General features: G+C 55.4%; 26 protein-coding genes. 14 read left to right on the forward strand and 12 right to left on the reverse strand.

Annotated elements, in window-relative coordinates:
- The first annotated feature begins 55 nt into the window (after nt 1–55).
- Nucleotides 56–634, forward strand: a complete 579-nt coding sequence (locus C7476_RS13005) for a DUF1134 domain-containing protein (protein WP_112530605.1) — start codon at nt 56–58, stop codon at nt 632–634.
- 113 nt (nt 635–747) lie between these two features.
- Nucleotides 748–1,794 carry a coiled-coil domain-containing protein gene (locus tag C7476_RS13010; protein WP_114430332.1) on the forward strand — a complete coding sequence of 349 codons (1,047 nt, stop codon included), beginning with the start codon at nt 748–750 and terminating at the stop codon, nt 1,792–1,794.
- On the opposite strand, the gene C7476_RS13015 is transcribed toward C7476_RS13010, so the two are convergent.
- From C7476_RS13015 to C7476_RS13025, 3 genes are all read right to left on the reverse strand, one after another.
- Entirely contained in the window at nt 1,762–2,598 is an 837-nt protein-coding gene (locus C7476_RS13015) for a TrmH family RNA methyltransferase (RefSeq protein ID WP_245426324.1), read from the reverse strand. The genes C7476_RS13010 and C7476_RS13015 overlap by 33 nt on opposite strands.
- Before the next feature lie 5 nt (nt 2,599–2,603).
- The gene (locus tag C7476_RS13020) at nt 2,604–3,374 is read right to left on the reverse strand and encodes a HugZ family pyridoxamine 5'-phosphate oxidase (RefSeq protein ID WP_114430333.1); all 771 of its coding nucleotides are present in this window, start codon (nt 3,372–3,374) and stop codon (nt 2,604–2,606) included.
- A gap of 93 nt (nt 3,375–3,467) precedes the next feature.
- Complete coding sequence (locus C7476_RS13025; protein WP_114430334.1) at nt 3,468–3,659, reverse strand: hypothetical protein; 192 nt, start codon at nt 3,657–3,659, stop codon at nt 3,468–3,470.
- Between the two features lie 239 nt (nt 3,660–3,898).
- On the opposite strand from C7476_RS13025, the gene C7476_RS13030 reads away from it, so the two are divergent.
- Entirely contained in the window at nt 3,899–4,843 is a 945-nt protein-coding gene (locus C7476_RS13030; RefSeq protein WP_245426312.1) for a cell wall hydrolase, read from the forward strand.
- 20 nt (nt 4,844–4,863) lie between these two features.
- Here the strand turns inward: C7476_RS13030 and C7476_RS13035 are convergent, their stop codons facing one another.
- The 6 genes from C7476_RS13035 to C7476_RS13060 all read right to left on the reverse strand — a co-directional run bounded on the left by C7476_RS13035 (nt 4,864) and on the right by C7476_RS13060 (nt 8,761).
- Nucleotides 4,864–5,256: a DUF930 domain-containing protein gene (locus tag C7476_RS13035; RefSeq protein WP_114430335.1), complete on the reverse strand. Its 393-nt coding sequence runs from the start codon at nt 5,254–5,256 to the stop codon at nt 4,864–4,866.
- A 134-nt stretch (nt 5,257–5,390) separates the two neighbouring features.
- Complete coding sequence (locus tag C7476_RS13040) at nt 5,391–5,657, reverse strand: hypothetical protein (RefSeq protein WP_147274650.1); 267 nt, start codon at nt 5,655–5,657, stop codon at nt 5,391–5,393.
- Nucleotides 5,605–6,051 (reverse strand): hypothetical protein, encoded by a 447-nt coding sequence (locus C7476_RS13045; RefSeq protein ID WP_114430337.1) that lies wholly within the window; start codon nt 6,049–6,051, stop codon nt 5,605–5,607. The genes C7476_RS13040 and C7476_RS13045 overlap by 53 nt, the downstream gene beginning before the upstream one ends.
- Nucleotides 6,052–6,071: 20 nt before the next feature.
- A complete protein-coding gene (locus C7476_RS13050) occupies nt 6,072–6,662 on the reverse strand; it encodes a protein-S-isoprenylcysteine O-methyltransferase (protein ID WP_114430338.1) in 591 nt (196 codons plus the stop codon).
- Nucleotides 6,659–7,855 (reverse strand): hypothetical protein, encoded by a 1,197-nt coding sequence (locus tag C7476_RS13055; RefSeq protein WP_114430339.1) that lies wholly within the window; start codon nt 7,853–7,855, stop codon nt 6,659–6,661. The genes C7476_RS13050 and C7476_RS13055 overlap by 4 nt, the downstream gene beginning before the upstream one ends.
- Before the next feature lie 144 nt (nt 7,856–7,999).
- Nucleotides 8,000–8,761, reverse strand: a complete 762-nt coding sequence (locus C7476_RS13060; protein ID WP_114430340.1) for an SDR family NAD(P)-dependent oxidoreductase — start codon at nt 8,759–8,761, stop codon at nt 8,000–8,002.
- A gap of 334 nt (nt 8,762–9,095) precedes the next feature.
- Here C7476_RS13060 and C7476_RS13065 point away from each other — a divergent pair, with 334 nt between their 5' ends.
- The 6 genes from C7476_RS13065 (at nt 9,096) to C7476_RS13090 (ending at nt 14,633) form a co-directional block, all read left to right on the forward strand.
- Nucleotides 9,096–10,700: an ABC transporter substrate-binding protein gene (locus C7476_RS13065; protein ID WP_114430341.1), complete on the forward strand. Its 1,605-nt coding sequence runs from the start codon at nt 9,096–9,098 to the stop codon at nt 10,698–10,700.
- Nucleotides 10,701–10,753: 53 nt separating this feature from the next.
- Nucleotides 10,754–11,761: an ABC transporter permease subunit gene (locus tag C7476_RS13070; protein ID WP_114430342.1), complete on the forward strand. Its 1,008-nt coding sequence runs from the start codon at nt 10,754–10,756 to the stop codon at nt 11,759–11,761.
- Nucleotides 11,762–11,825: 64 nt separating this feature from the next.
- Nucleotides 11,826–12,686: an ABC transporter permease subunit gene (locus C7476_RS13075; RefSeq protein WP_112530754.1), complete on the forward strand. Its 861-nt coding sequence runs from the start codon at nt 11,826–11,828 to the stop codon at nt 12,684–12,686.
- Nucleotides 12,687–12,689: 3 nt separating this feature from the next.
- Entirely contained in the window at nt 12,690–13,544 is an 855-nt protein-coding gene (locus C7476_RS13080) for an ABC transporter ATP-binding protein (protein ID WP_114430343.1), read from the forward strand.
- A complete protein-coding gene (locus C7476_RS13085; RefSeq protein ID WP_112530628.1) occupies nt 13,541–14,371 on the forward strand; it encodes an ABC transporter ATP-binding protein in 831 nt (276 codons plus the stop codon). The genes C7476_RS13080 and C7476_RS13085 overlap by 4 nt, the downstream gene beginning before the upstream one ends.
- A gap of 1 nt (nt 14,372) precedes the next feature.
- Nucleotides 14,373–14,633, forward strand: a complete 261-nt coding sequence (locus C7476_RS13090) for a hypothetical protein (RefSeq protein ID WP_114430344.1) — start codon at nt 14,373–14,375, stop codon at nt 14,631–14,633.
- A 6-nt stretch (nt 14,634–14,639) separates the two neighbouring features.
- Here the strand turns inward: C7476_RS13090 and choV are convergent, their stop codons facing one another.
- The 3 genes from choV to C7476_RS13105 form a co-directional block, all read right to left on the reverse strand.
- Nucleotides 14,640–15,683, reverse strand: coding sequence for a choline ABC transporter ATP-binding protein (choV, locus tag C7476_RS13095; RefSeq protein WP_114430345.1), 1,044 nt, complete (start codon nt 15,681–15,683; stop codon nt 14,640–14,642).
- A complete protein-coding gene (choW, locus tag C7476_RS13100) occupies nt 15,680–16,522 on the reverse strand; it encodes a choline ABC transporter permease subunit (protein ID WP_114430346.1) in 843 nt (280 codons plus the stop codon). The genes choV and choW overlap by 4 nt, the downstream gene beginning before the upstream one ends.
- A 103-nt stretch (nt 16,523–16,625) precedes the next feature.
- Nucleotides 16,626–17,567, reverse strand: a complete 942-nt coding sequence (locus tag C7476_RS13105; RefSeq protein ID WP_114430347.1) for a choline ABC transporter substrate-binding protein — start codon at nt 17,565–17,567, stop codon at nt 16,626–16,628.
- 190 nt (nt 17,568–17,757) lie between these two features.
- Here C7476_RS13105 and C7476_RS13110 point away from each other — a divergent pair, with 190 nt between their 5' ends.
- The 5 genes from C7476_RS13110 to C7476_RS13130 all read left to right on the forward strand — a co-directional run bounded on the left by C7476_RS13110 (nt 17,758) and on the right by C7476_RS13130 (nt 23,930).
- Nucleotides 17,758–18,360 (forward strand): thymidine kinase, encoded by a 603-nt coding sequence (locus tag C7476_RS13110; RefSeq protein WP_114430348.1) that lies wholly within the window; start codon nt 17,758–17,760, stop codon nt 18,358–18,360.
- Between the two features lie 125 nt (nt 18,361–18,485).
- Entirely contained in the window at nt 18,486–19,574 is a 1,089-nt protein-coding gene (locus tag C7476_RS13115; RefSeq protein ID WP_114430349.1) for a coiled-coil domain-containing protein, read from the forward strand.
- 3 nt (nt 19,575–19,577) lie between these two features.
- A complete protein-coding gene (locus C7476_RS13120; protein ID WP_114430350.1) occupies nt 19,578–20,726 on the forward strand; it encodes a hypothetical protein in 1,149 nt (382 codons plus the stop codon).
- 13 nt (nt 20,727–20,739) lie between these two features.
- Nucleotides 20,740–22,647, forward strand: a complete 1,908-nt coding sequence (locus tag C7476_RS13125) for an AAA family ATPase (protein ID WP_114430351.1) — start codon at nt 20,740–20,742, stop codon at nt 22,645–22,647.
- Entirely contained in the window at nt 22,647–23,930 is a 1,284-nt protein-coding gene (locus C7476_RS13130) for a DUF6638 family protein (protein WP_114430352.1), read from the forward strand. The genes C7476_RS13125 and C7476_RS13130 overlap by 1 nt, the downstream gene beginning before the upstream one ends.
- Nucleotides 23,931–24,300: the final 370 nt, after the last annotated feature.

A 24,300-nucleotide genomic window follows, 5' to 3' on the forward strand; every position in this document is an offset into this window, starting at 1 on the left:
GCTCATCCTTGCATCAGGCGTCAGGCAAAGAAGCGAACAGCCAAAAGGAATTATGATGGCGTCTCTACTCTTGTCTTTGAACCGCGGCTTTCTCCTCATTTTGACACTTGTGTCACTCGTTGTCGCCCAGGCGCAGACGGCGCGTGCGCAAGAAACCTATACGATGGAAGAAATCGTCAATTCCGGCCAGCGGTTCTTCGGATCGACTTCAGGTGGGCTCGCCACGGCTGTCGAAAAAGTCTTCCAGAGCTATGGCCTGCCCAACGGCTATGTTCTCGGGGAGGAAGGATCTGGCGCCCTCATCGGCGGCCTGACTTACGGCGAAGGTTCGCTCTACACCAAGAATGCCGGGGATCACAAAACCTTCTGGCAAGGACCCTCGATCGGTTGGGATTTCGGCGGACAGGGTTCGCGCGTCATGATGCTGGTCTACAATCTCGATGATGTGCAGAACCTCTACGGCCGCTTCGTGGGTGTTGCCGGTTCCGCTTATCTTTTCGCCGGCGTTGGTTTCAACGTGTTGAAGCGAAATCAGGTGCTGCTCGTTCCGATCAGGACGGGCGTCGGTGCACGTCTGGGTGTCAATGTGGGTTACTTGAAGATTACCCAGACGGCGACGTGGAATCCTTTCTGATAAAATAGACCGTATTGCATTTGGGACGCGAACTCTTCAGTTCGCGTCTTTGCGTTTCAGGGCCCGACTGCTAGTAATTTGTGCCAAGATAGACATCCAACAGGACCCTGATCGTGATCCAGTCTGCGCTATATTTTGCTTTCGGATTCCTGAGCGCCGTGCTGCTGGCGCTTTTGGTTGCGCCGCCTATCTGGCGCCGGGCGACACTGCTCACACGCAAGCGTGTCGAGGCAGAGACTCCGCTGACGCTCAACGAGATACAAGCCCAGCGGGATGGCCTGCGCGCCGAACATGCGATCGCCGAGCGCAAGCTTGAGTTGATGCTGGAAAGCTCCCGCGAAAAAAATGCACTACAGCTGGCCGAACTCGGCGAGAAAGAGCGTCTCGTGCGCAATCTTACCTCTGAACTTGCAGCGCGCGATGCGACGATTGCCGAGTTGCGATCTTCATTTGCCGATCGTGAACAGGAATTCGAGAAAGCCGCAGCCATGATCGTAGGGCATGAGCGATTGATAGAGCAAAAGTCGGCGGAGCTCGAACTCTTGCATCGCCGGGCGTCCAACGTCGCGATGAATGCGGACAGTTTTCAAATCGAAGTCGCAGCGCAATCGGCCCGGATCGACAACCTTTCGGATGATTTGAGAGAGGCGCGGCAGGATAAGCGCGATAGCGACAACCTGAGACAACGGGCCGAAGCAGATATCAAGGAAGTGCAACATTCGCTGGCGCAGGAAACCAAGCGAAGCGCCGAGCTTGAGCAACGCTCGAATGCCCTGGTCAGGCAAATTTCCGACAGCGAGGCCAAGCTTTCGAGACGAGAGAAGGAAATCGAACGGATCAATGAACGTTTGCGCAAGGTGCTCGCCGAAGGGCGCAAGCAGGGATCTTCTGTTGTGGACACACCGCGCGGCAAGCAGGCACTGGTTCAAGCGCAGGAAACCGAGCGCTTGCGCGAAGAGATGAATACACTTGCAGCACAGGTTGTTGCAATGGTCGCGCGGCTTGAGGGGCCAACCTCGAAGGTCAACGAACTGCTGGCAAAAGCCGAGAACGAAATGCCTCCGGTGCATGACGAAAACGGCGAAATCATCGTGAGCCTGGCCGATCGTATTCGGGCTTTGCAGACTCTAGAGACCGGAAAAACGGCTGAAACGCGATAATGCGATGCCTGAAGCTGTCGCAACGTTCAGGCTATCGAAGCTCCTGGACATAGGGATTTTCACTGTTTTCAGTTTTTGCAACAGGAAGTTTGGTAAACCGTCGCCTTCTGTGCCCAAGAGCAGCGCAACGCGTCGCGAGGGCCTTGCGTGGTAGATATCGGTCGTGCCGGCGGGGCTGAGGGCAAAAATGTTGAATCCGGCAGTTTGCAGTTTGGTCACGATGGCTTCGATTGATCCTTCCCTGGCGAAGGGGACTTTCAATGCTGCGCCGACTGATACGCGTATGGCCTTGCGGTAAAGTGGATCGCAACTGGTTTCGTCCATTAAAATACAGTCTGCTTCGAAGGCGGCGGCGTTGCGAAAGATCGATCCCATATTGTCGTGATTTGAAATTCCGCACAAGGCGACTGCCAATGCCTTGTCTGGCATCGTATCGATCAACGTATCGATGGATAGTGGCGCGTTGCGGCGGCCGACAGCGAGGATGCCGCGGTGCATGGGAAAGCCGGCAATTGCATCCATGATCTCGCGGGACACGCAATAGACCGGTACATCGGGTGGGCAAAGCTTGAGCTGCTCGCTCAGTCCCGCAAGCCGGTTTTCCAGCACGAGGAGCGATTCTACCGCGAAAGCCGGGTTGGACAACAGGACATTGAGGACAACCTTGCCCTCGGCGATGAACCGGCCGTCGCGACCGACGAGATCACGCTCACGCACATTGCGATAGGCTGAGAGCCGATCGTCTTCGGGATCGGTGATGCGGGTTACCCGATCTTGCACCCAGTCGCCTTCCTCCGGAACCAGTGTTTTCACGACTGCGATGCGAGCCCGCCGCGAGCCTCGCCAGCCATCCGCACGAGCGTCATGTGCATGTCCTTGGCAGACGTCAGCGGCTCCTTGAAAAAAACACGCAGGACGTCGTCACCATCGGCCAGATCGAAGCCATCGGCATCGATGCCTGTCATGCGCCACTTGCCATGGGGTGCCTTGGCATAAAAGCGGGCATAAAGTGCGATCGCATCGGAATGATCTTCGTTCATATGATCGACTGCGCCCCGTTCCGCCTCGGCGAGTTCCTCGTTGACTGGGCTAAGACTAAGCCAGTCATTTGCTGATAATTGATAGGCCTGACCAAAGCCGCCATTCAGCTTGGCGCTTGCTGGTTCCAGCCGGAAAAAGCGAAAATCCCCCAGGCCAACATAGAGCTTGGCCTTGGGCAAGTGGGAAAGATAGCGCCATGCAATGCGGGTGTGTTCCGGCGTATCGCGGGCAATCTCTCGCGCCTTGGCGGTTATCGTCATGCGCGGATGGGCGAGTGGGTCACCTTTGCCCGGGTCGCCGACCAAAAGCGAGCAACGAGGATCGGCCAGCAGTGCCGGCGTGTGCACGGCGAGGGCCGAAACAAGGATGATGGGCGCGCCGTCATGATCCGTTGAGACGCCCACGCGCGTCGCAATCGGAGCGCCGGACCGCGGATCGAGCGTCGCAATCACAGCATGCCGCGCGGTACGCATCAACGTACGTGCAAGGCGTATTGCATTGTCGTCGATCTCGCGGAGGACGTCCTTCTTTTCGCTCACGTTTCATCCTTCAAACCGGCCATCATGCCGGTTGATAGTTTGTCACAGGAATTGGGACAAGCACAGTGCGGACCGGTAGCGAAGGGTTGGGAGTCAGGCTGCGATCGCCCGATCGTCGTTAAGGCCGACATCGTTCATGCAATCGGCCAGGAGATCGAGATCGACCGGTCCTATCGTGCACAAAACCGGGGCAACATCTTCGACCGGGATTTGTAACGCCATGAGCTCGACAAGCGCAGCCATAACCGATTCGCGAGTATCGTAGCGGATTGAATGATTGTGCATAGCGTGCCTTACGAGCTTTGGGCAGATGCACAAAGTTTAGGGCAAATGTGGTAAACAAGTTCTTAATTTTGCCATTATTGAAATTTTTTTGCTGTCGAAGTGAATAAAATAACTGCATATTTTCAAATGGATGGTAATGTCGTATATCACAATAATCATCACTGCCATTGTTTGGCCCTAAATCGCATCAATCTGTCAGCAACTTCACCAGCAGGATTAACAGCGATGAGAAATGCTTCGTGAACGGCGTCGGTAGGGGAAAACTCCACTCTGTTATAGGCATTGTTGCGGCGGCCGGTCTTGTCACCGGTTGTACGACGAGCCAGAATTCAGGCAAATTATCCGCCGGTCTGACGACGCATTCGGGTACCAAAACTACTTCTTACGCCTATACGCCGAAGGACAAGGAATGCCTTGAACGGGCGATGTTCTTCGAGTCAAACCGCTCGAGCAAGGAGGGCCTGCTCGCGGTCGGCACCGTGGTGATGAATCGTCTTGACTCAGGCAAATGGGGAAATTCGATCTGCGGCGTGGTTGGCCAGAAAAACCAGTTCGCGCCGGGCGTGCTATCGCGGCCCATGCGTTCTGCGGCATTGCCCGACGTGCAAGCGGCAGCGGACGCCGTGCTCAAGGGTGAGCGTAATCCCAAAGTGAAGAACGCGATGTATTTCCATACCGCGGGTCTTCGGTTCCCTTACAAGAACATGCATTACACTGTCGTCGCGGGCGGCAATGCGTTCTACGAAAAGCGTGACCGTTATCATTCAGCCGATATAGCTTCGAATGATGCCAGCCGTGCAATTGCCAACGCCTATATTGCCAGCACCAGAATGGCAGGGGGCAACGTGCAGATGGCCAGCGCTGCGTCGGTCACTACGACGACGTCCACCGCAACTTCAGGTCGTGTTGTGAAGGATACCAGCCAACAGCCGATCGTTGTTGCTCAGGCTGACCTTCCCTTGCCGCCGCAAATGGCGTTCGCCAGCGACAGGGTAGCAGTGCCAGCCGATCCTCCAGTGCAGGCAATGGAGTACACGGCTCCACAGCCGGTAACGATGCCAGCCGGGACGGCAGAGGGAACTCTGCAGGCGAGCGCACTAGCCTATGAAGCGCCGACCGCAAAGAAGGTAGACGCGATCGGCCAGATGCTTTTGGCGCAGGATCGACCAAACAGCCTCAACTGACCTTATAAATGCTGGGAGAATTATTCGGACACCAGGTAATGGTGAGCCCATTCGCTGTGGGGAACAATTTGTCCTATGGCGTACTGGAAAGACAATATTGTCATGTGATCGGGCGAGGTCGCGCAGGTGTAGGACAGATGATACCATTCGCCCTTGCTGCGGAAAGCTGCACCGGCTGAACGGATCTTGTCACCTTGGACCTTCGGCTCTTCAAAGGCATAGGCGACCAGTTCGTCCGCTACCAGTTTGGCGGGATCCTTATGGATGCGCTCCATTGCCTCGAGATCACAGCGCTGTTCAAGGCGCGTTTGCGGATCCAGCCGCTTCAGCTCTTCCGCAGCGCCATTATCCATGGCGCGTGCCGGACTAGCCAAAGCGACCGACATCAGGAGCATCGCGCTTATTATTCTCATCGCAGGCGGCTTTCATCGTTTGAACGCGAAGGACGAACCAATGGTTCTGGCCCAGCGCGGTATTGATAAACCAACCGGATTGGGACCAAATTATGAAGCCGACAGGCCTGAACACGATGGCAATGGGTTTCCCGTCAACTTGACCCTTTCTGCCGTCGATCGCCGTTCGCATCGATATAGGCATATATGTAGGAAAACGACGGCTGCGCGCGATTGGCAGGTTCAACCAGCCCTGCAACACTACCGAGCGACGCGGCGTAGTTGTTGCAGTTGTAGCCGAACATGCGCCACATGGGCGGATTGGCAATATCTGCCTGCACTTTGCCAAGCAACTGCTGATACTGATTTTCAGTCAGCGATACGCGATAGGCGACGTTTGGCGTGAAAAAGGCAATCGGCATAGCTGGGCGCCAGATCCGCGGGCATCGGGACAATCGCGCCGCCATACACTCCAGCAAGACTGCCTTTTGGGAAGAGCCCGATATAAAGGCGTGTCACCGGATTGCCTTTGGCGTCCAATCGCCCGAAGACCACGTAGAGATGACCGCTGGGGATGCTAGAGGAGAACCGCTGGCGGAACTCGATATAGGCGGGATCACCGATTCTTGTACGATTGGCCGTTAGTTTCGCCAGTGCGCCATCAGGATTGCCATGTACCGCGCAACTGTGTTGCGGCGTTTCAGGCGCGTAGGCCGATACCGCAATCGCACTGGTGGATTGGGGAACTGACTGACAGGCTGTGAGGGCAAGGGCGGCGATGCTGACGATGAATGATTTGAGGGATGCTGGAAGCACTATTAACTTCTCTCGATGTGTCAGTAGATGTAAGGCAGGACACGCCAAGTGCGTGCGCGGTACCGGCTGTATTCCTCTCCAAATGCTTCCTGCAGCATCGCTTCCTCAGGGCCTATCCGAGAGAAAAACAGATAGCCGAAGCCAACAATGCCAGCGAGACCGGCGATATAGTTAGGAAGGAGCAACGCCTGGGTCAACGCCATGAGCCAGAACGCCGTATACATCGGGTGGCGGAGATATTTGTAAATGCCGGTGGTGATCAGCTTGTGGTCATGCTTCAACTGCAGCGATACGGACCACATTTTTCCGAGAGCCTTGTGCGTGAGCCGGAACAGAATCAACGAGCCAATTCCGGAGGCAATACCAAACAGGAAAAGTATGGCGCTTGCCGGGTAGGATGCAAAACGCGGCTGACCGGTCATGACGTAGATTGCCGGAATGATACCGAGGCCGGTAAGGGAAACCGCAAGCCTTGCCGTATCGGCGCCCTTCCGCCGGTCGACAGTGAGGTTCAACTTGCGCGCGCGTCGATCGAATGGCCAGCGCAGCACATACCAGCCAACGACATGAAGGACCCACAAGACCTTGCCGGCAGTAACAAGAGAAATCATGTTGTGGCAGTTCCAGCAATATTGAGGTTCGCCGGGGAGGTTGTGTTCCGATCACAGCGGAGGCCACCCAATGCGGCGACGTCGGCGAATTGTTCCGGACCACACAAAATGGCATGCCACGAGTAATGAGTGCGTTTTTCAACGCCGAAAACAAACTGGCGATGTACGCGAAAGAAATCCCGTCGAATAGATTTATATGCCGCATCGCAAAGTTGGTTGCGGAAACGCACTCTTACCAGGATGGGCGATTTTCCAGCTTTTATGTTTAGGTCCCGCACCGGATCAGACTGGTAGAAATTCATTGGGTCCGTCAGCGATTGCACATCGATCCAGACTGTTTTGCTATTTACAACGGTTTCGACACTTTTGCGCAGCGTGCGAGCGGCAGGGTGCAATGCTACCTTCAACAGGCTGGAGCCGACAGTGAGCAGGCCATACCGGTTGGAGCCTTCGCGGGGAAGGGCGGCATCGAGAATCGGAATTGCGCAAACGGCGCCAAGGCTATGAGCTGCAACAACGATTTCCGTGCCGGGCGGTGCACTGCTTATACGGTTGGCTGCATCAGCAATGACGCGATCCAGCTTCCGCATCACATCTGGACGTTTGCCCCGCGCCATATCGCGGGCAAACGTCCAGTCATCCATGAGGAGCAGGAAATGGAGTTTCGAGGCAGCGAGCCAGAACAACAGGATGGCGGTAATCAAGGCTATCGCCGGCGCGATCGGTACGCTGGTCTGGTTGTACGCCATGGCAAGACGCCCGGTGCCGTAGGTTGCACCCAGGATGACAAAGCAGATCAATAATGGATAAACGAAAAACAGGGCATAGCGCCAACTCGTCGCAACAAACCGGAAGAATGTCCCGGTAAGGATAAAATCCATTAGGGCGATAATTCCGCTCAGCAACCGCCTTAGGGGATTTCTCGACGCATAGAAAAGGGTGATGTCACCGAGCCCGTAAAGGATGAAATCCGTATTGGCCGACCAGCCATCGCCCGAAGCCTGCAGACTAAACTCGCCCATTGCGATCCCACCATCGGTCGAGGAAACGTGCAGTGGCTCAGACTGGGTCAGGGACATGTCGTAAACAGGGGCCGTCTTCGCCGCTTCGCGAGTGAAGCGGCGATGATGCGCCTCAACAGGCATATGCTCAAAACCTGGTAGCAATACGACCAGACGATTGGTAACGGACATCTGCAACCTTTCACGGTCGGGTTCAATCGGCGTCAGCGACCCATGACTGCTTGTCGAAAGGATTTTAGATTCCCGACGTTAACAGAACATCGCCGACACGCAAACGTTGCAACCCACAACTCGATTTATGCGTCAACTTGCCTCTCATTTTGGGGCCATCCGGATTGCACCATCAAGACGGATAGTTTCGCCGTTAAGCATCGGATTTTCGATGATGTGCAGAGCCAGAGCCGCATATTCGTCCGGCTTGCCAAGTCGCGACGGGAAGGGAATGGAGGCGGCAAGGGAATTCTGAACCTCTTGCGGCATGGCCAGCAGCATAGGCGTTCCGAAGATGCCGGGCGCAATAGCCATGACGCGAATGCCGAAACGCGCGAGTTCGCGCGCAGCAGGCAGAGTCAGACCGGCTATACCGGCTTTGGAAGACGCATAGGCAGCCTGACCGATCTGGCCGTCAAAAGCGGCGACGGATGCGGTGGAGATGATAACACCGCGTTCGCCCGTTTCGAGCGGATCGAGCTTTGATGCGGCATTGCTAATAAGCCGAAGCATATTGAACGAACCGATGAGATTGACCTCGATCACTCGTCGATAAAGCTCGAGATCGTGCGGGCCGTCACGACCGACGATGCGCCCTGCATTGGCTATACCAGCGCAGTTGACGAGAATACGCGGGGTGTCAAGTTCGTCGATCACTCGCGCTACGGCCTTCTCGGCGTCATCTGCACTCGACACATTGCAGCTGAGGGCCAAGCCGCCGATCTCATGTGCGACGCTCTGCGCGGCGTCAAGATTGATGTCGAAAAGGGCGACTTTCGCACCTTTTGCCGCAAGCGCACGGGCAGTCGCTGCTCCCAAACCTGACCCACCGCCTGTTACAATCGCTACATGCCCATAGGTGTCCATAAATCATCTCCGATGCTCGTCCTTGTTTTCTCGCATGGGCGTGACCGGTTTTCCAGCCGTTTTGCCGTTTTCCGCCGTCAATATCTCCCAATGCAGCGTAAGTATAAGACTCCCAGGACGCTTCATAGTAAAAGCCAGTGGACGGATTTTTAGGGATTTTCACTTTTTTTTCAGCACAAAGGCAGAGATTCTCCGGAATCCAATATTATCGCCGTTTCGGTGGGTTGACTGCGAATAAATCTGCTTGCATTGCGACATTGCAAAGGCTTCCATACAAACTTCGTTGTAGGCATGGGGGCCTGCAACACAAAAAAACCTCTGAAGGTGGAAAAAGATGAATACCTACAAGAAACTCCTTGCGGCGACCGCGCTCGCAATGCTGACAGGTGGGCTGATGGCAGGTGGAGCCGCAGCCAAGACGTTGGTTTTTTGCTCGGAAGCTGCCCCAGGTGGTTTTGATCCGGCGCTTTATACGGGTGGTGAGACACTCGATGCGACGGGACAAGCCGTCTTTAACAAACTGGTGGAATTCAAGCCAGGAACATCGGAAGTTGAGCCGGCTCTTGCTGACAGCTGGACGATCTCCGATGATGGTCTGGAATATACGTTCAAACTTCATCCAGGCGTCAAGTTCCAGACGACAAGCTATTTCACGCCATCGCGTGAGCTAAACGCTGACGATGTGGTGTTTTCGTTTGAACGCCAGAAGGAAGGCAGCCCTTGGGCCAAGTATGTCGACGGCGCTTCCTACGAATATTTTGAAGGCATGGACTTCCCGAAACTGATCAAGTCAGTGGAAAAAGTTGACGATTTGACGGTAAAGGTCACGCTGACCAAGCCCAACGCACCAATGCTTGCCAACCTTGCCATGGACTTCTCGTCCATCGTATCCAAGGAATATGCCGACAAGCTGATGGCTGACAAAACACCAGGCAAGTTCAACGAGCAGCCGGTTGGCACGGGCCCATTCCAGTTCGTGGACTATCAGCTCAACACCGCCATCCGCTATGAAGCCAATCCCGACTATTACAAGGGTAAGGTAAAGCTCGACAGCCTCATCTTCGCGGTTACACCTGATGCTGCTGTCCGTGTGCAGAAGCTCAAGGCCGGTGAGTGCCAGCTGACGATCTATCCGGATCCGGCAGATGTGGAAGGTCTGAAGGCTGATACGAACCTGAATGTCATCCAGGAAGAAGGCCTGAACGTTTCGACGCTTGCCTACAACACCACACAAGCGCCATTCGACAAACCCGAAGTGCGCAAGGCGCTCAACCAGGCAATCGACAAGAAGGCCATCGTCGATGCCGTTTACCTCGGTCAGGGTACACCGGCAATCAACCCGATCCCGCCAACGATGTGGTCCTACAACAAGTCGATCAAGGATGACGAATACAATCCAGAAGCTGCAAAGGCCGCACTCGAAAAGGCTGGCGTAAAAGATCTGTCGATGAAAATCTGGGCTATGCCGGTTGCCCGTCCGTACATGCCGAACGGCCGTCGCACTGCCGAACTGATCCAGTCGGATTTTGCCAAGGTTGGTGTGAAGGCAGAGATCGTTACCTTCGATTGGCAGGAATACCTGAAGCAGGCTTCCGATCCAAAGCACGATGGTGCCGTCATCATCGGCTGGACCGGCGACAATGGCGATCCGGACAACTTCCTTGCAACCCTGTTGTCCTGCCAGGCTGTTGGTACATCCAACCGCGCTGCGTGGTGCAACCAGGAATTCACGGATTTGATCAACAAGGCGGCTGTCGTCTCCGATCCTGCAGAGCGCACCAAGCTTTATGAAGAAGCGCAGGTTGTATTCAAGCGTGAAGCGCCATGGGCAACGCTTGCTCACTCGCTCGTTACCACAGCTATGACGAAGAACGTATCTGGCTATGTGCCCAGCCCGCTCGGTGTTCATAACTTCGCCAGCGTCGACGTCGCAGAGTAAATCTACTCCAGCGGTACCGGCTTCGGCCGGTACCGCATTTTTATCAGGTCACCATGTTTCGCTATATCGCGTCCAGAGTGCTGCTGCTGATTCCGACGTTCATCGGTATTAGTTTTGTGGCCTTCATTTTCATTCGTTTGTTGCCCGGCGACCCTGTCATCGCACTTGCGGGGGAACGGGGCATGACGCCGGAACGGCATCAATTGCTGATGGACCAGTTCGGTTTCAACAGGCCTATATGGGAACAGTATTTCTCGTTCCTATGGGGTGTTTTCCATGGAGATTTCGGCACGTCGATCGCCAGCAAGCGGCCGGTGCTAGCAGACTTCCGGGCGCTTTTCCCGGCAACATTGGAGCTTAGCATCTGTGCCATGCTCTTTGCCGTTATCATCGGCATCCCGGCGGGTATTTTCGCTGCAGTAAAGCGCGGTTCGATCTTCGACCAGTTGAGCATGGGCATCGCGCTCGTTGGATATTCGATGCCGATCTTCTGGTGGGGTATTCTCCTGATCATCCTTTTCGCCGGTATATTGCATTGGACGCCGGTGTCAGGGCGCATGGACCTCATCTATTTCTTCAAGCCAACCACAGGCTTCATGCTGATAGATAGTCTGATTTCGGGTGGCAAAGGCGCATTCAAATCGGCTGTTTCGCATTTGATTCTGCCGACAATCGTGCTCGGAACGATTCCGCTCGCGGTTATCGCGCGTCAGACGCGATCCGCCATGTTGGAAGTTCTCGGTGAAGACTACGTGCGCACAGCCCGGGCAAAAGGCCTCGAACCCAAGCGCGTCATTGGCGTGCACGCTCTGCGCAATGCGATGATCCCGGTCATCACCACGATCGGTTTGCAGATGGGGCTGCTCATGGCCGGCGCGATCCTGACCGAGACCATCTTTTCCTGGCCGGGCATCGGCAAGTGGATGATCGATGCCATCTCCCGCCGGGATTACGTCGTGGTGCAGGGAGGTCTCATGCTCGTGGCGCTGATCGTCATGGTCGTCAATCTGATCGTTGATCTGCTCTATGCGGTAATCAACCCGCGTATTCGCGTAAAGTGAGGAACCCGTGACCAACGAAGTTTCCCCGCCCGTACCGCTTGCCTCGTCCCAGACTTCGGGCCGGATGGCGCGGTTTTCGGAATTCTGGTTCTATTTCAGCGTCAACAAGGGCGCGGTGATAGGTTTTGCCGTTCTCGTCCTTCTGGTCCTGATCGCCATATTTGGTCCGCTCATTGCGCCCCACGCTCCTTACCAACAGTACCGTGATGCCTTGCTAACGCCGCCGTCGTGGCAAGTGGGCGGCAAGGAGCAGTTTCTGCTTGGCACCGATGCCGTTGGCCGGGATTTGCTTTCCCGTCTGATCTACGGCGCGCGCTATTCGTTGTTCATCGGCTTGATCGTCGTGACGTTCGCGATGATCACTGGCGTTATTCTCGGTGTTCTTGCTGGCTATTTCCGTGGTTGGGTCGATACGCTGATCATGCGCATCATGGATATCATCCTGGCCTTTCCGCCGCTGCTGCTGGCCCTTGTGCTTGTGGCTATTCTGGGACCCGGTCTTTTCAATGCGATGATCGCTATTGCTCTCGTTCTGCAACCGCACTTTGCCCGCCTTACGCGCGCGGCGGTCATGAGCGAGAAGAACCGCGAATACGTCATAGCGTCGAAGCTGGCAGGCGCCGGCCACCTCCGCTTGATGTTCAAAACGATCCTGCCGAACTGTCTCGCGCCGCTGATCGTGCAGGGAACGCTGTCGTTTTCGAATGCAATTCTCGAGGCTGCAGCACTTGGGTTCCTCGGCATGGGTGCCCAGCCGCCAACACCGGAATGGGGAACGATGCTGGCAGAGGCCCGCGAATTCATCCTGCGGGCCTGGTGGGTCGTGACTTTCCCCGGTCTTGCAATCCTGATCACCGTCCTCGCGATCAATCTCGTTGGAGATGGACTGCGCGATGCTCTCGATCCTAAGTTGAAAAGGAGCTGAGGTATGGCGCTGCTTGAAATCAAGAACCTCTCGGTCGGCTTCGACACGAATGCCGGCCTGTTCATGGCCGTGCAGGGCATCGATCTTTCGGTCGATAATCGTGAAGTTCTGGCGATCGTTGGTGAATCCGGCTCCGGTAAATCAGTTGCCATGTTGGCCGTGATGGGCCTTTTGCCGAAGACCGCAACCGTCACCGCCGACAGTATGACATTCAATGGCCACAACATGTTGACGATGACCGGCAAGCAGAGGCGAGAAATCGTCGGCCGCGACGTCGCCATGATCTTCCAAGAACCGATGGCGAGCCTCAATCCCTGCTTCACAGTCGGTTTCCAACTGGAAGAGGTGCTACGCTTCCATATGAAGATGGATGGTCCGACACGGCGCAAGCGTGCGATCGAACTCTTCAAGCAAGTAGGTATTCCGGCGCCGGAAGAGCGGTTGAACTCCTTCCCGCACCAGATGTCCGGCGGTCAATGCCAGCGTGTGATGATTGCCATTGCCATTGCCTGCAATCCGAAACTGCTGATCGCTGATGAGCCGACGACAGCGCTTGACGTGACGATCCAGAAGCAAATTCTCGACCTTCTCGTGAGCTTGCAGGTGAAGCATGGCATGGGCCTGATCATGATCACCCACGACATGGGTGTCGTGGCGGAAACCGCCGATCGCGTGATCGTTCAATACAAGGGCCGCAAGATGGAGGAGGCCGACGTGCTCTCGCTGTTCGAGTCGCCCAAAAGCCCCTATACCCGCGCGCTTCTGTCTGCCTTGCCAGAGAATGCGACTGGCGACCGCCTGTCAACGGTTGCGGATTTCATGAAGAATGAAGCCGCCAATGCAGGAGTGGCGCCATGAGCGAAGTCGTACTCGAGGGCCGCAATATCGTCCGCGATTATCACGTCGGCGGCGGTCTGTTTGGCAAGCAGAAGACCGTGCACGCGGTCAAGGGCGTCAGCTTTACTTTGGAAAAGGGCAAAACCCTTGCCATTGTGGGCGAGAGCGGTTGCGGAAAGTCAACGCTGGGCCGGATATTGACTCTGATCGATCCGCAGACTTCCGGCGAACTTTTGATCGATGGTAAGCCTATCAATATCGCCAAGGATCGCGTCACCGCGGAGATGCGCCGCAAGGTGCAGATCATTTTTCAGAATCCCTATGGTTCGCTTAATCCGCGCCAGAAGATCGGCGAAGTGCTGGGCGAACCATTATTGTTGAATACCAACAAGACGGCCGCCGAGCGGCGCGATCTGGCGATGCAAATGCTGGTGAAGGTCGGACTTGGACCTGAGCACTACAATCGCTATCCGCACATGTTCTCCGGAGGTCAGCGCCAGCGTATCGCCATTGCCCGCGCGCTGATGCTTAGCCCGAGCCTGCTCGTGCTGGATGAGCCGGTCTCTGCGCTAGATCTCTCGGTACAAGCACAGGTTCTTAATCTGTTGGCCGATCTGCAGGACGAGTTCAATCTTACCTACGTCTTCATCAGCCACGATCTTTCTGTGGTGCGCTACATCGCCGACGAAGTCATGGTGATGTACTACGGCGAAGTCGTTGAATATGGCACGCGGGAGGAAGTGTTTGCCAACCCGCAGCACAGCTATACGAAGACGCTGTTTGCAGCGACGCCGAAGTCCGATGTGGAAAGCATCAGGGCACGCTTGGCCAAAAAGAAGGCCGCGTGACATGACCAAAAAGCAGGCGATTTCCACGGCACCCAAGGATGGTAGCAAGGTTCAGGTGTTCTGGACCGACGAGGACGGACAGGAAAACGAATCCATCGGGCAGTATCGCTCACTGGATCGCCTGAAGGCGACGGGCGGCCAGTGGGACGAAACGGATGCCGGCTGGTGGATATTCACGGATTCAAATACGCAGAAAAAAGTCGTGCCTCATTCCTGGCAGCCAGCCGGGAAATCCGGTGACGAGGATGCCGAAGAAGAGTAGTCTGAACTAGTGCTTCTGGTGCTTTAACAGGCCGCGCACGATGTCATCGGCGGAGATCATCCCGAGAAATGAGCCGTTTTCCACGACGCCAACATCGCCACTGTTTTTCGCGATCGCTTGCATGATTTCACGCACCGGCGTTTCCGGACGCGCTGTAGCCGCAAACGGCCTGCTGGCGGAGCGCGTTCGATCCAGCGGAACCATGATGTCCGCCGCAGTGAGCACACCAAGTGGATTCATGTTGGCGACGAAATCCGCAACATATTCATCAGCCGGGTTAAGCAGGATGTCCTGAGCCGTACCGCACTGGATGATCCGTCCGCCCTCCATAATGGCAATACGGTTGCCAATTTTCATGGCCTCATCCAGATCGTGACTAACGAAGACGATCGTCTTCTTCAGTCGCTCCTGCAGGCTGAGAAGCTCATCTTGCAAGCGGGTTCGAATAAGCGGGTCGAGCGCTGAAAAGGGCTCATCCATCAGCAGGATCGGTGCACCTGTTGCGAAAGCGCGCGCAAGGCCGACACGTTGCTGCATACCGCCGGAGAGCTCGCCAACCTTGCGCTTGGCCCAGTCCTTGAGATTGACCAGTTCGAGCTGCTGCTGCACGGCTTTCGCGCGCTCTTCTTTCGGAACACCCGACAGCTCAAGTCCGAACCCGACATTCTCTTCAACCGTGCGCCAGGGCAGGAGACCGAACTGCTGGAAAACCATCGAAACAAGGTGCTTGCGCAAATCCCGCAAAGTTGTCTTGTCGGCCTTGCCGACATCGATAGACCGCCCTTTGTTGTGAACGACGACGGAGCCGCGCGAGATAGGGTTAAGGCGATTGATAGCGCGCAGGAGCGTCGACTTACCGGAGCCCGAGAGCCCCATCAACACGACTATTTCCCCTTCGGCGACGGTGAGAGTGCAATTGTGAACGCCGAGCACGTGGCCTGTTTCGGCCTGGATATCCGAGCGGCTTTTCCCCTGATCGGCCAGGAACAACGAACCGTCAGTCTTCTTGCCGAAAATAATACAGACATTATCCAGTGTGATCGCAGTCATTCACCTGGCTCCTTGCCGGGACGGAATATACGGTCGAGTATGATGGCGACGACCACAATGACAAGGCCTGCTTCGAAGCCCAAGGCCGTGTTAACCGAGTTCAGCGCGCGCACGACTGGCACGCCAAGCCCATCGGCTCCGACCAGTGCCGCGATGACCACCATGGACAGCGACAGCATGATCGTCTGGGTAAGTCCAGCCAGTATTTGCGGCATGGCGTAGGGCAGTTCGATCTTCCAAAGCAGTTGGCGGGAGGATGCACCGAATGCCTCGCCGGCTTCGATCAGGTGCCGTGGTGTCGAGGAAACGCCGAGATGGGTGAGGCGGATGGGCGCTGGCAAAACAAAGATTGCCGTTGCGATCAGGCCTGGCACCATACCTATGCCGAAAAAGACGATGGCGGGAATGAGATAGACGAAGGTGGGTAGCGTCTGCATGAGGTCGAGTACGGGACGGATCGCTGCATAGAACTTCGGCCGATGCGCGGCGATAATGCCGATGGGTACGCCGATCCCCATACACAGGATGCATGAGGAGAGCACCAGCGTCAGTGTCTCCATCGTTTCTTGCCAGTATCCCTGATTGAGGATGAACAGGAAGCCGAGAATGGTGAGAAGCGTGACCGCTATGGACCGGCGCAGGGCGTAAGCGATGGCGGCGAAAATCACGACCATGATCAGGGGATGTGGATATTTCAGCGCGTACATCAGGCCGTCGATGAAGGCCTGCATGATTGCGGCCAATCCATCGAAAAATCCGGCAAAATTGGTGGTGAGCCAATCGACGACGGCCTTCGCCGTCCTGCCAACCGGAATCTTGTCTTGCGTTAACCAGTCCAAACCAAAACCATCCCCACAACGAGTAAGCAGAAGGAGCAGCCCGACCGGAACACCGGGCGGCTCATGTTCTTTGGTCTCTTTATCCCATCAGGGACAGCGATCGTTATAGCCCCAGCGACGCTTTGACCGCGGGTAGGCCTTCCTTGCCGTCGAAGGTTGTAACACCTGCCAGCCACGTATCCAGAATCGCCGGGTTGGCTTTCAACCATTCGGTTGCTGCCTTTGCGCCGTCCTCGCCATCGTCGAGAATCTTGCCCATGATCTCATTTTCCATCTGCAGATTGAATTTGAGATTGGTCAGGAACTTGCCGACATTCGGGCATTCGGTGGTGTATCCGGCACGGACATTCGTATGGATGATTGCCCCGCCGAAGTCCTTGCCAAACACGTCATCACCGCCGGAAAGATAGGCCAGCTTGAAGTTCGTATTCATCGGATGCGGTTCCCAGCCGAGGAAGACGATGGGTTTTTCGCTTTTTGTCTGCTTGGCGACCTGCGCGAGCATGCCCTGTTCGGAGGATTCGGCGAGCTCGAAACCCTTCAAACCGAAAGTGTCCTTGGAAATCATGTCGAGAATCAAGCGGTTGCCATCGTTTCCGGGCTCGATACCGTAGATCTTGCCGCCGAGCTCATCCTTGAACTTGGCTATGTCCTTGAAATCTTTAAGACCTTTGTCATAGAGATATTGCGGCACCGCCAAGGTGTATTTCGCACCAGTCAGATTGGGACCAAGGTCTTCGACGGTCTTATTGTCGAGATATGGCTTGATGTCCGCGGACATGGTCGGCATCCAATTGCCGAGAAATACGTCAATGTCCTTCTTGCCAAGCGAAGCATAGGTCACCGGCACAGAGAGAACCTTGGTGTCGGTCGAATAACCAAGACCTTTCAGGACTTCGCTCGTTGCGGCTGTTGTAGCCGTAATGTCGGTCCAGCCCACATCGGCGAATCGGACTGTCTTGCAGGATTCTGGTTCCGCAGCGAATGCCGTACTTGCGGAAAGGGCCAAGGCCAGGGAAATAGTGAGTTTGGATAGTACTTTCATCGATAGTTCTCCCCTTCCGGTTTTTACCGGATTTTCAATGTCATGAACCAAGCACCAAACGGAAACGCATTCAAGCATAGGCGCGCATAAATCCGGTCAAATAGCGACAGTTGTTGATATTCCGACAAAAGTTGCGTGGGAGTAGAATGTAAGGGTTCATGCAAAGACCCAACTCTGATTAAAGCGGGCGATGGCAAAACTCTATTTCAGTTACTCGGCTATGAATGCCGGAAAATCGACGCTGCTTTTGCAAGCTTCCTACAACTACCAGGAACGCGGCATGCGGACGATGCTGTTCACGGCTGCGCACTATGCCGAAGACGGTGTCGGAAGGATAACCTCGCGGCTGGGTGTCAGCGCGGAGGCGCTGCTTTATCGCGATAAAGATGATCTTTTTTCGCTTATCGCCAAAGCACACGGTGAAAGCAGGCTGAGTTGCGTGTTTGTCGACGAAGCGCAATTTCTGACCAAGGAGCAGGTCTGGCAACTGGCGCGCGTTGTTGACCGGCTTAACCTGCCAGTCTTGTGTTTTGGTCTGCGCACGGATTTTCAGGGTAAGCTCTTTCCAGGCTCGGCGGAATTGCTCGCCATTGCTGACACTTTGCGGGAAATCCGCACCATCTGTCACTGCGGCGCCAAGGCGACGATGGTTGTGCGTCACGGACCGAAAGGGGAGGCGCTGCTTGAGGGCGATCAGGTGGCGATCGAAAAATCCGTTTATGTCTCGCTCTGCCGCAAACACTGGGAGGAGGAAACCGGTCGGATTGCAAGCGGGAACGTCGATAAGTCGTAGAGCGAATCTCTGCTTGCAAGTTTATGTTGAGACCTGTCATTTTCCGGTAGGCTTTTTTTCGCAATGTACCGTGTCTATATTCGGTCGTCGCGAGAGGCGATTTTGGCAATCAGGGGAATACGTAAATGGCGAGTCTGCAGCACTTCGATTCCGAGATCGAGAAGACCAGAACAATGGTCAATGACATGCGGACGAAAATCGATCAGTCCACAATCGTCCTCGACAAATTTGCCAAAGCCGATGAAAAGATCGGTGCTTCAGATTTCGATATCGAAAATGCGCGTATTGACGACGTTTTACGCCAGCAAAAGGTAATGGAAGGCAATATCGCCGAACTGATCATCGGGCTCGAGGATGCCACCAATGTCTTCGGTTCCGAATTCGAAAGCATGAAAGGCTATTCCGGTTGGGAAAAGTTCATCGGTGTCTTCTCGAAGCAGAAAATGCAGCGCCTGCGTTCAGACCGCGTCCGCAATATGTCACTTGCGGGAAATCTCCAAGAACTCCTTTCCAAATCCGACCGGATTGTCGGTATTCTGAAAGAGCAGAAAAATGTTCTGGACGAGCGCTACAAGACCTCCGAAACGAGCCTTGCGACTGTCATAGAACGGCGCAAATCCACCATCGCCAACCTTGAAGCGACGCAAAAGCGGATCGAAGAACTGAACCCGCTCTTGCTGGATATCGAAAACAAGATTGCCGCATCGACAGATCAGGGCGCACGCACCGAGCTCGAAGGTCAGCGGTCGAAACTTGCGACAGAATATAATGAGCGCCAGGCCAAGGAACAGGAGCTTCTTGCGGAAAGCCAGACGCTGGAACGCTACACGTCCATGTTTCAGACTTTCGTCGATTCTCTCAATAACCAGATCGCGGCGCAGAGCACGCTGATCAACAAACTGTCGATCGACACCGAGCAGCGTATCGTTCTTTACAAGGCGCTGGAAGATTCGCTGAAAACGGCCGCGCAACAGGACGTGGCGCACAAGATCAATACGCTCGGCAGCAAGGTGGATACGGCAGCAGAAGAGACCATGGCCGGTGTTGGCGCGGCGGCGCAGAAGCACATCGGCGATCTTCTCGAAATGCACGAGAGGAACATGGTCAGTTCGCAGGATATCCAGCGTCGCAAGAAGTTGGCTGACGATGCTTTCTCGCGGCGGTTTTCAGAGGTTCTGAAGAAGCACAATTCCGCCGATTATGTGCAGAGTTAATCGATGACAGGCGATGCGGATCTTGCAGCGGCCGAGCGCTATTTTGGCGCTATCCGCGCCGCGCTGGATGGGCTCGAAGTCTTTCTGAACAACCAGGATTCGCCGCTCTACAAGCACGATCTGGTTGCGCAGACTGTGTCTGAATATCTGCAGCGGCTTGACGCGTCGTTCGAGTGTTGGCGCAACAGGCTCGGTTTTGCCGAGCGCTTTCGCATATCCAAGGCCGAGAGCGGCTTTCCTGTCTTCCAGAATATTCTGGAACTTGAAAATGACAAGAAGGACGCGTCGGTGCGGCTTGCAGCCATTCCGCCGGCGGATGCGCTTCGGAGCGAGATGGCGGATTTCATCCTGCGCAATCGCGAGTTTCCGCGCGACCTGCAAAGGTCCATGGCGGAACGGGTTTATCTGGAAGTCGTCGAAAAAGGCGAAATATTCGCTCCCTTTCTGCTGCCGACGACTATCCGCGTCTCTGTTAACCCGAAAACCATGCGCCCCTTTTACGTGGTGCATTGGGGCGCTTTCGACGGAGCCTCGAACTTGCCATTGATCTACATGGCGATCATCGAGGACTCATCCGAGGATATGGTGGAGACGCTGGTGGCCGACGGCAAGCTCAACAACAAGGTCAAAATTCCTTTACCGGTCGGCGGCCTTCTCAATCCGGATCTCGCACGCCGCTTCGACGACTTTGCCGCGAAGAACTCGGCCTATTCTCTGTCACCGGTAACCATAGCCACGGCACTCGATCAGGATTTTCCGGAACTGCACCCCAAGCAGCTACGCCGGCTTGTTCTCGGACCATTCTACACGGCCGGAATTACCGAGCATAATCAGAAAGTTGCCGACGTCCTTGAGCGTGTGCGCAAGCCGGAGGACGCCTGGCTCCTGACCTGGACCTTGCAGGAAGTTTTTTCCAAGGCGGAGAAACCCGGTAAACGTGGACTTTGGTCGTCGGAGCCATCGCGTGAAGAGTTTCACATCAATACTGATGATCTCGAAGCGGCAAGGCAGGGCGTCAGCCATTATGAGCAGCACGCTCTGGTGCCGCATGAAGCCTATCAGGCGTTGTACGCATCAGGGGAAGCGGCAAAAATCTTCAAGGGGTTTCAGACGCATATCCTATCCAATGGACAGGTGATCAGCGGCATTTGAGGAGGAAAGAACCATGGATGTCGGTCTGACCACGCTTGAGGAGAAGGACATCGCCAAGCATCTTGCCGTTGCACAGGCAATGGTGACGCGATTCGTCTCGCTCGATAGCGGCGAAAAGTCCGGTACGGAAATTGCCGGTACCGGCAGACGTTTTGTTTCGACCGTTTCAACAGGCGGATTGCGCAAGACGCGTGAGGTGGAGCTTGTAAAAACCATCCAGTCTGTGCGCCCCGACGATCAGATGCTTTCGGTTGCTCAACACACGCTGCTGTTTCGGGCTCGTCGTGGTGTAGCGATTGCACTGGCCGTCGCCGATGTTTTTGGCCGGCAAAGCGATCTTGAAAGCCTGATGGCGCGCAATGCTTCCGCTCCGTTACAGGGTGAAGAGGCCAGTCATTTCAAACGGCTTCTGTCAGCCGCGGCTTACGTTGCCGCTTTCGCCTTTGCCGCTTATCTCGCGCAATTGATCGAGGCTGATTCAGAGCCAGCCAATGATATGAGCGAGCCGGATTTCGTCTTCGATACGGCGCAAGACGCCTTGAAATCAGTAATTTCCGGTCTCGATCGTGCGATATCCGGCGCGAGCGACGAGCAGGCGATGCTGGCGCGCGCCAAAGCCTTTTCGACGCTTGCCATCGAAGGGCTTTTGCAGCGCAAGGGACGATTTGACGGGCTCGGCAGTTTCGAAGATACGCACCTGCGGCTCGACAGCGATGACTTCACACTGGACGGGTTCGATGTTGCGCCATCGAAGAAACGCACGCCGCTGGTGATGACATTCAAGAAACCGAACGAAGTTGTCGGCAACCACATCGCCAAGTTTCAGGCCCTGAAACTCTCCAAAATGCTGATGGCCTATGATTTTGACCGGCAGCTCAACCCGTTTGTCGAATTGGGCGGCTTCCTTTTCACGTTCATCGGTGATGGTGCGCCGGGCACGGGCAAGACCACGCTGATCCAGATGATCGCCGGGCTGCTCAATGATTATTGCCAGGTCGCGGGTTACGCCTTTCACTACGAGAACTTCGGTGTGGATCAGATATCGTCGTATCAGGGCAAGTCCGGACAGAACTGCAAGCAATTCGTGACCAATGTGCTTAATCCGCGCGTGATTGGCTTTGGTACGATCGATGATATCGACCAGGTCGCGGCAAAGCGTTCGGATGACCGCGCCTCCTCGGGCCAGCACGAGATCACCGGCGTGCTGATGGAAGCTTTTTCCGGCGCCTCGACTGTTGTTCGCGGTAATTGCTCATTCGGCATGTTCTCCAACTATCCGGAGAATGTCGACGATGCTCTCAGACAACGTGCCGGGGCTCGATGGCTGGTCGACGGGCCGCAGACACGCGACGATTACATCGATATCTTTGCGCTGCTGGCGGGCAAAAATCACAAGATACCGCTGGGCGATCACAAGCTCTACGAAGCGCAACAGATCGCACGGGCGGTGGAGACGGCCTATGACGAACTTTCAGAGCCGCAGGAGGAGGGGTTGAAAGTGGTCTTTGATCGCTTCATCAATGACAATGGCGAGCCAAAAACCCTGTCCGACATCGGCACTTACCTGCACATGATCAAGGAGCGTGAGCCGCGCTTCACTGGCCGCGCCATCAAGAACGTCACCGACGCAATCAAGATGCGGGCGATGGATGTGGAACTTCCGGATGAATGGTTCGAAAAGCCCGAAACGTTCATGCACAAGAGCTATGATGAAAAGAAGGCGATGATCGAGAAATTGCGCAAACCCTTCACGATGGAGATGGTGCTGCAGGAAACCAACCGCTATGCGGATTCGGAGTTCCGTTATTCCGACAAGTCCGACGATGCGGCCGTAGACAAGATGGTGCGGGACGCGAGGTTGCGCGAGCGGGCAGTGCGGGAAGTCGAAGCGCTCAAGGCCAACGGGCAGTGGGACGTCTGATGGACCTTCTCTACGAAAACGAGCTGATCTATGGACGCTTGCTGACGGTCGACCAGCCGCACCTGATAGAGCGCTATAATCGCGCGCTGAAATCCTTCGGTTTTCCTGCGACGAAACTCAAGAAATTCAACGTCGACAGGACCGGCTTTTCGCCGGAAATCGCCAAAGAACTGAAGGACCCTTTTTATCTCGATCCAAACGGCGTCAACCGGCGGTTTATCATTTTAACACCGGCGCAGGCGGATTTGCCGGTCGTGCACACGCAATTTTCCAATACGTCGCAACTAATGTACGAGTTTTTCACCAGCAATTCCCGTGCCATCAATGCGCTGACGATCAAGGATGTACTCTACGGCGAGATCGAGGATAGCGTTTCGGTCGTCAATGACATCGAGGACCTTCTGTCGATCAACCAGGTTGAGTTCCGGGTGCTCTCGGCGGAAAACGTCATGGGGCAGGCAGCGGAATTGCGGCTGCTGGTCGACAGGCTGGAGGACGAACCCGACGCCTGGCGTAACAACGAGCTCATCAACCGCATGGTGGAACTCGCCAAGGTCACCGGTGATATCCGGGAGAATTCTCTGGTGCCGGATAAGGTGATATTCCGGCATCGCGCCTTCTGGACCAGCCATTTCGGCGGTGTTTTCATCTTTGTCGACGACAATACGACAACCGTCATCGGCGATCCATCGGCACCGGGATTCCGGCGATCGCGGCCGTGGCAGGTCAATTATATTTCCATCAAGGATGCCGAGCAGGTCTTTGAGTTTCTCGCCTCGACCGGGCGCATCGAGTTGCCGCGTGCCTCATGGATCGAGCAATCGGGCTATCTGGAAAATCGGGGCGAGATGATCATCCGTCATCTCATCCAGTCACTCGAGCCGAAGAGGGACCTGACCAACATAGACCGGATCTGGCTGCAGACATGGATTCACGCCAATGCCAGCCTGATTAATCATGATGGCACATGGCCATTCCTCAATGCGGTCAAGCGCGAGATCGGCCAGACCGGGCAGCTCAACATGGCGGAAACCGATCCGAAGCGCCGGTTTCTTGTCATACGTGCCCTGCCAAGACATCCAGACGCCTGGCTGGTCAACCATCTGATCAGCGATTTCGTGGCTTGGGATTTCCTGTCTCGCTATGTCTTCAACAAACCGGGATTCTTTGCGGATTACGAGAGCTGGAGCCCTCCCTATCAGGCACACGTCGTCGAGACGCTGAAGACGATTTATCTGAAGGATAAGGAGGGATTGAGGAAGAGGTTGTTTGGGCTAGGGTAAAAAGCCTCGCATATCGTTAGGAGCGGCTAAAAAAAGGCACTGATCCAAAGCGGTGTCTCTCGATCTGGCCATGCAGAGCACGTGCCGTCCCCAGTTATGCTAACGGCCTTCTTGCCGTTGGCGGCGGCAATCAGAAGAGCCAGTTTGGCTTTCCCTTCCGAAGTGCTCCCATCGAACGCAAAATCATTCTTTATAGTGCTGCACGCAGGGGCGCCGTTACGTACGTCTACTGTGAATGTCACAATTCCCTTAGGAGTCACCAAAATATTACGAACCAACCCGGAACCTGATCCGGCGCCCGCTTGCGGAACAAATCCAACGACGGTAGCCACGGCAACGATGGCAGCGCTAATTCGATTTCTCATCAATC

It is taken from the genome of Phyllobacterium bourgognense, assembly GCF_003337575.1.
In the GTDB taxonomy this organism is placed as follows: domain Bacteria; phylum Pseudomonadota; class Alphaproteobacteria; order Rhizobiales; family Rhizobiaceae; genus Phyllobacterium; species Phyllobacterium bourgognense.

Coding starts and splice junctions, on each gene's coding strand:
- C7476_RS13080 (WP_114430343.1), top strand. CDS start 12,690: ATGGCGCTGCTTGAAATCAAGAACCTCTCGGTCGGCTTCGACACGAAT.
- C7476_RS13065 (WP_114430341.1), top strand. CDS start 9,096: ATGAATACCTACAAGAAACTCCTTGCGGCGACCGCGCTCGCAATGCTG.
- C7476_RS13090 (WP_114430344.1), top strand. CDS start 14,373: ATGACCAAAAAGCAGGCGATTTCCACGGCACCCAAGGATGGTAGCAAG.
- C7476_RS13035 (WP_114430335.1), bottom strand. CDS start 5,256: ATGAGAATAATAAGCGCGATGCTCCTGATGTCGGTCGCTTTGGCTAGT.
- C7476_RS13060 (WP_114430340.1), bottom strand. CDS start 8,761: ATGGACACCTATGGGCATGTAGCGATTGTAACAGGCGGTGGGTCAGGT.
- C7476_RS13055 (WP_114430339.1), bottom strand. CDS start 7,855: ATGTCCGTTACCAATCGTCTGGTCGTATTGCTACCAGGTTTTGAGCAT.
- C7476_RS13040 (WP_147274650.1), bottom strand. CDS start 5,657: ATGCCGATTGCCTTTTTCACGCCAAACGTCGCCTATCGCGTATCGCTG.
- C7476_RS13085 (WP_112530628.1), top strand. CDS start 13,541: ATGAGCGAAGTCGTACTCGAGGGCCGCAATATCGTCCGCGATTATCAC.
- C7476_RS13115 (WP_114430349.1), top strand. CDS start 18,486: ATGGCGAGTCTGCAGCACTTCGATTCCGAGATCGAGAAGACCAGAACA.
- C7476_RS13050 (WP_114430338.1), bottom strand. CDS start 6,662: ATGATTTCTCTTGTTACTGCCGGCAAGGTCTTGTGGGTCCTTCATGTC.
- C7476_RS13105 (WP_114430347.1), bottom strand. CDS start 17,567: ATGAAAGTACTATCCAAACTCACTATTTCCCTGGCCTTGGCCCTTTCC.
- choV (WP_114430345.1), bottom strand. CDS start 15,683: ATGACTGCGATCACACTGGATAATGTCTGTATTATTTTCGGCAAGAAG.
- C7476_RS13125 (WP_114430351.1), top strand. CDS start 20,740: ATGGATGTCGGTCTGACCACGCTTGAGGAGAAGGACATCGCCAAGCAT.
- C7476_RS13075 (WP_112530754.1), top strand. CDS start 11,826: ATGGCGCGGTTTTCGGAATTCTGGTTCTATTTCAGCGTCAACAAGGGC.
- C7476_RS13070 (WP_114430342.1), top strand. CDS start 10,754: ATGTTTCGCTATATCGCGTCCAGAGTGCTGCTGCTGATTCCGACGTTC.
- C7476_RS13025 (WP_114430334.1), bottom strand. CDS start 3,659: ATGCACAATCATTCAATCCGCTACGATACTCGCGAATCGGTTATGGCT.
- C7476_RS13120 (WP_114430350.1), top strand. CDS start 19,578: ATGACAGGCGATGCGGATCTTGCAGCGGCCGAGCGCTATTTTGGCGCT.
- C7476_RS13130 (WP_114430352.1), top strand. CDS start 22,647: ATGGACCTTCTCTACGAAAACGAGCTGATCTATGGACGCTTGCTGACG.
- C7476_RS13005 (WP_112530605.1), top strand. CDS start 56: ATGGCGTCTCTACTCTTGTCTTTGAACCGCGGCTTTCTCCTCATTTTG.
- C7476_RS13110 (WP_114430348.1), top strand. CDS start 17,758: ATGGCAAAACTCTATTTCAGTTACTCGGCTATGAATGCCGGAAAATCG.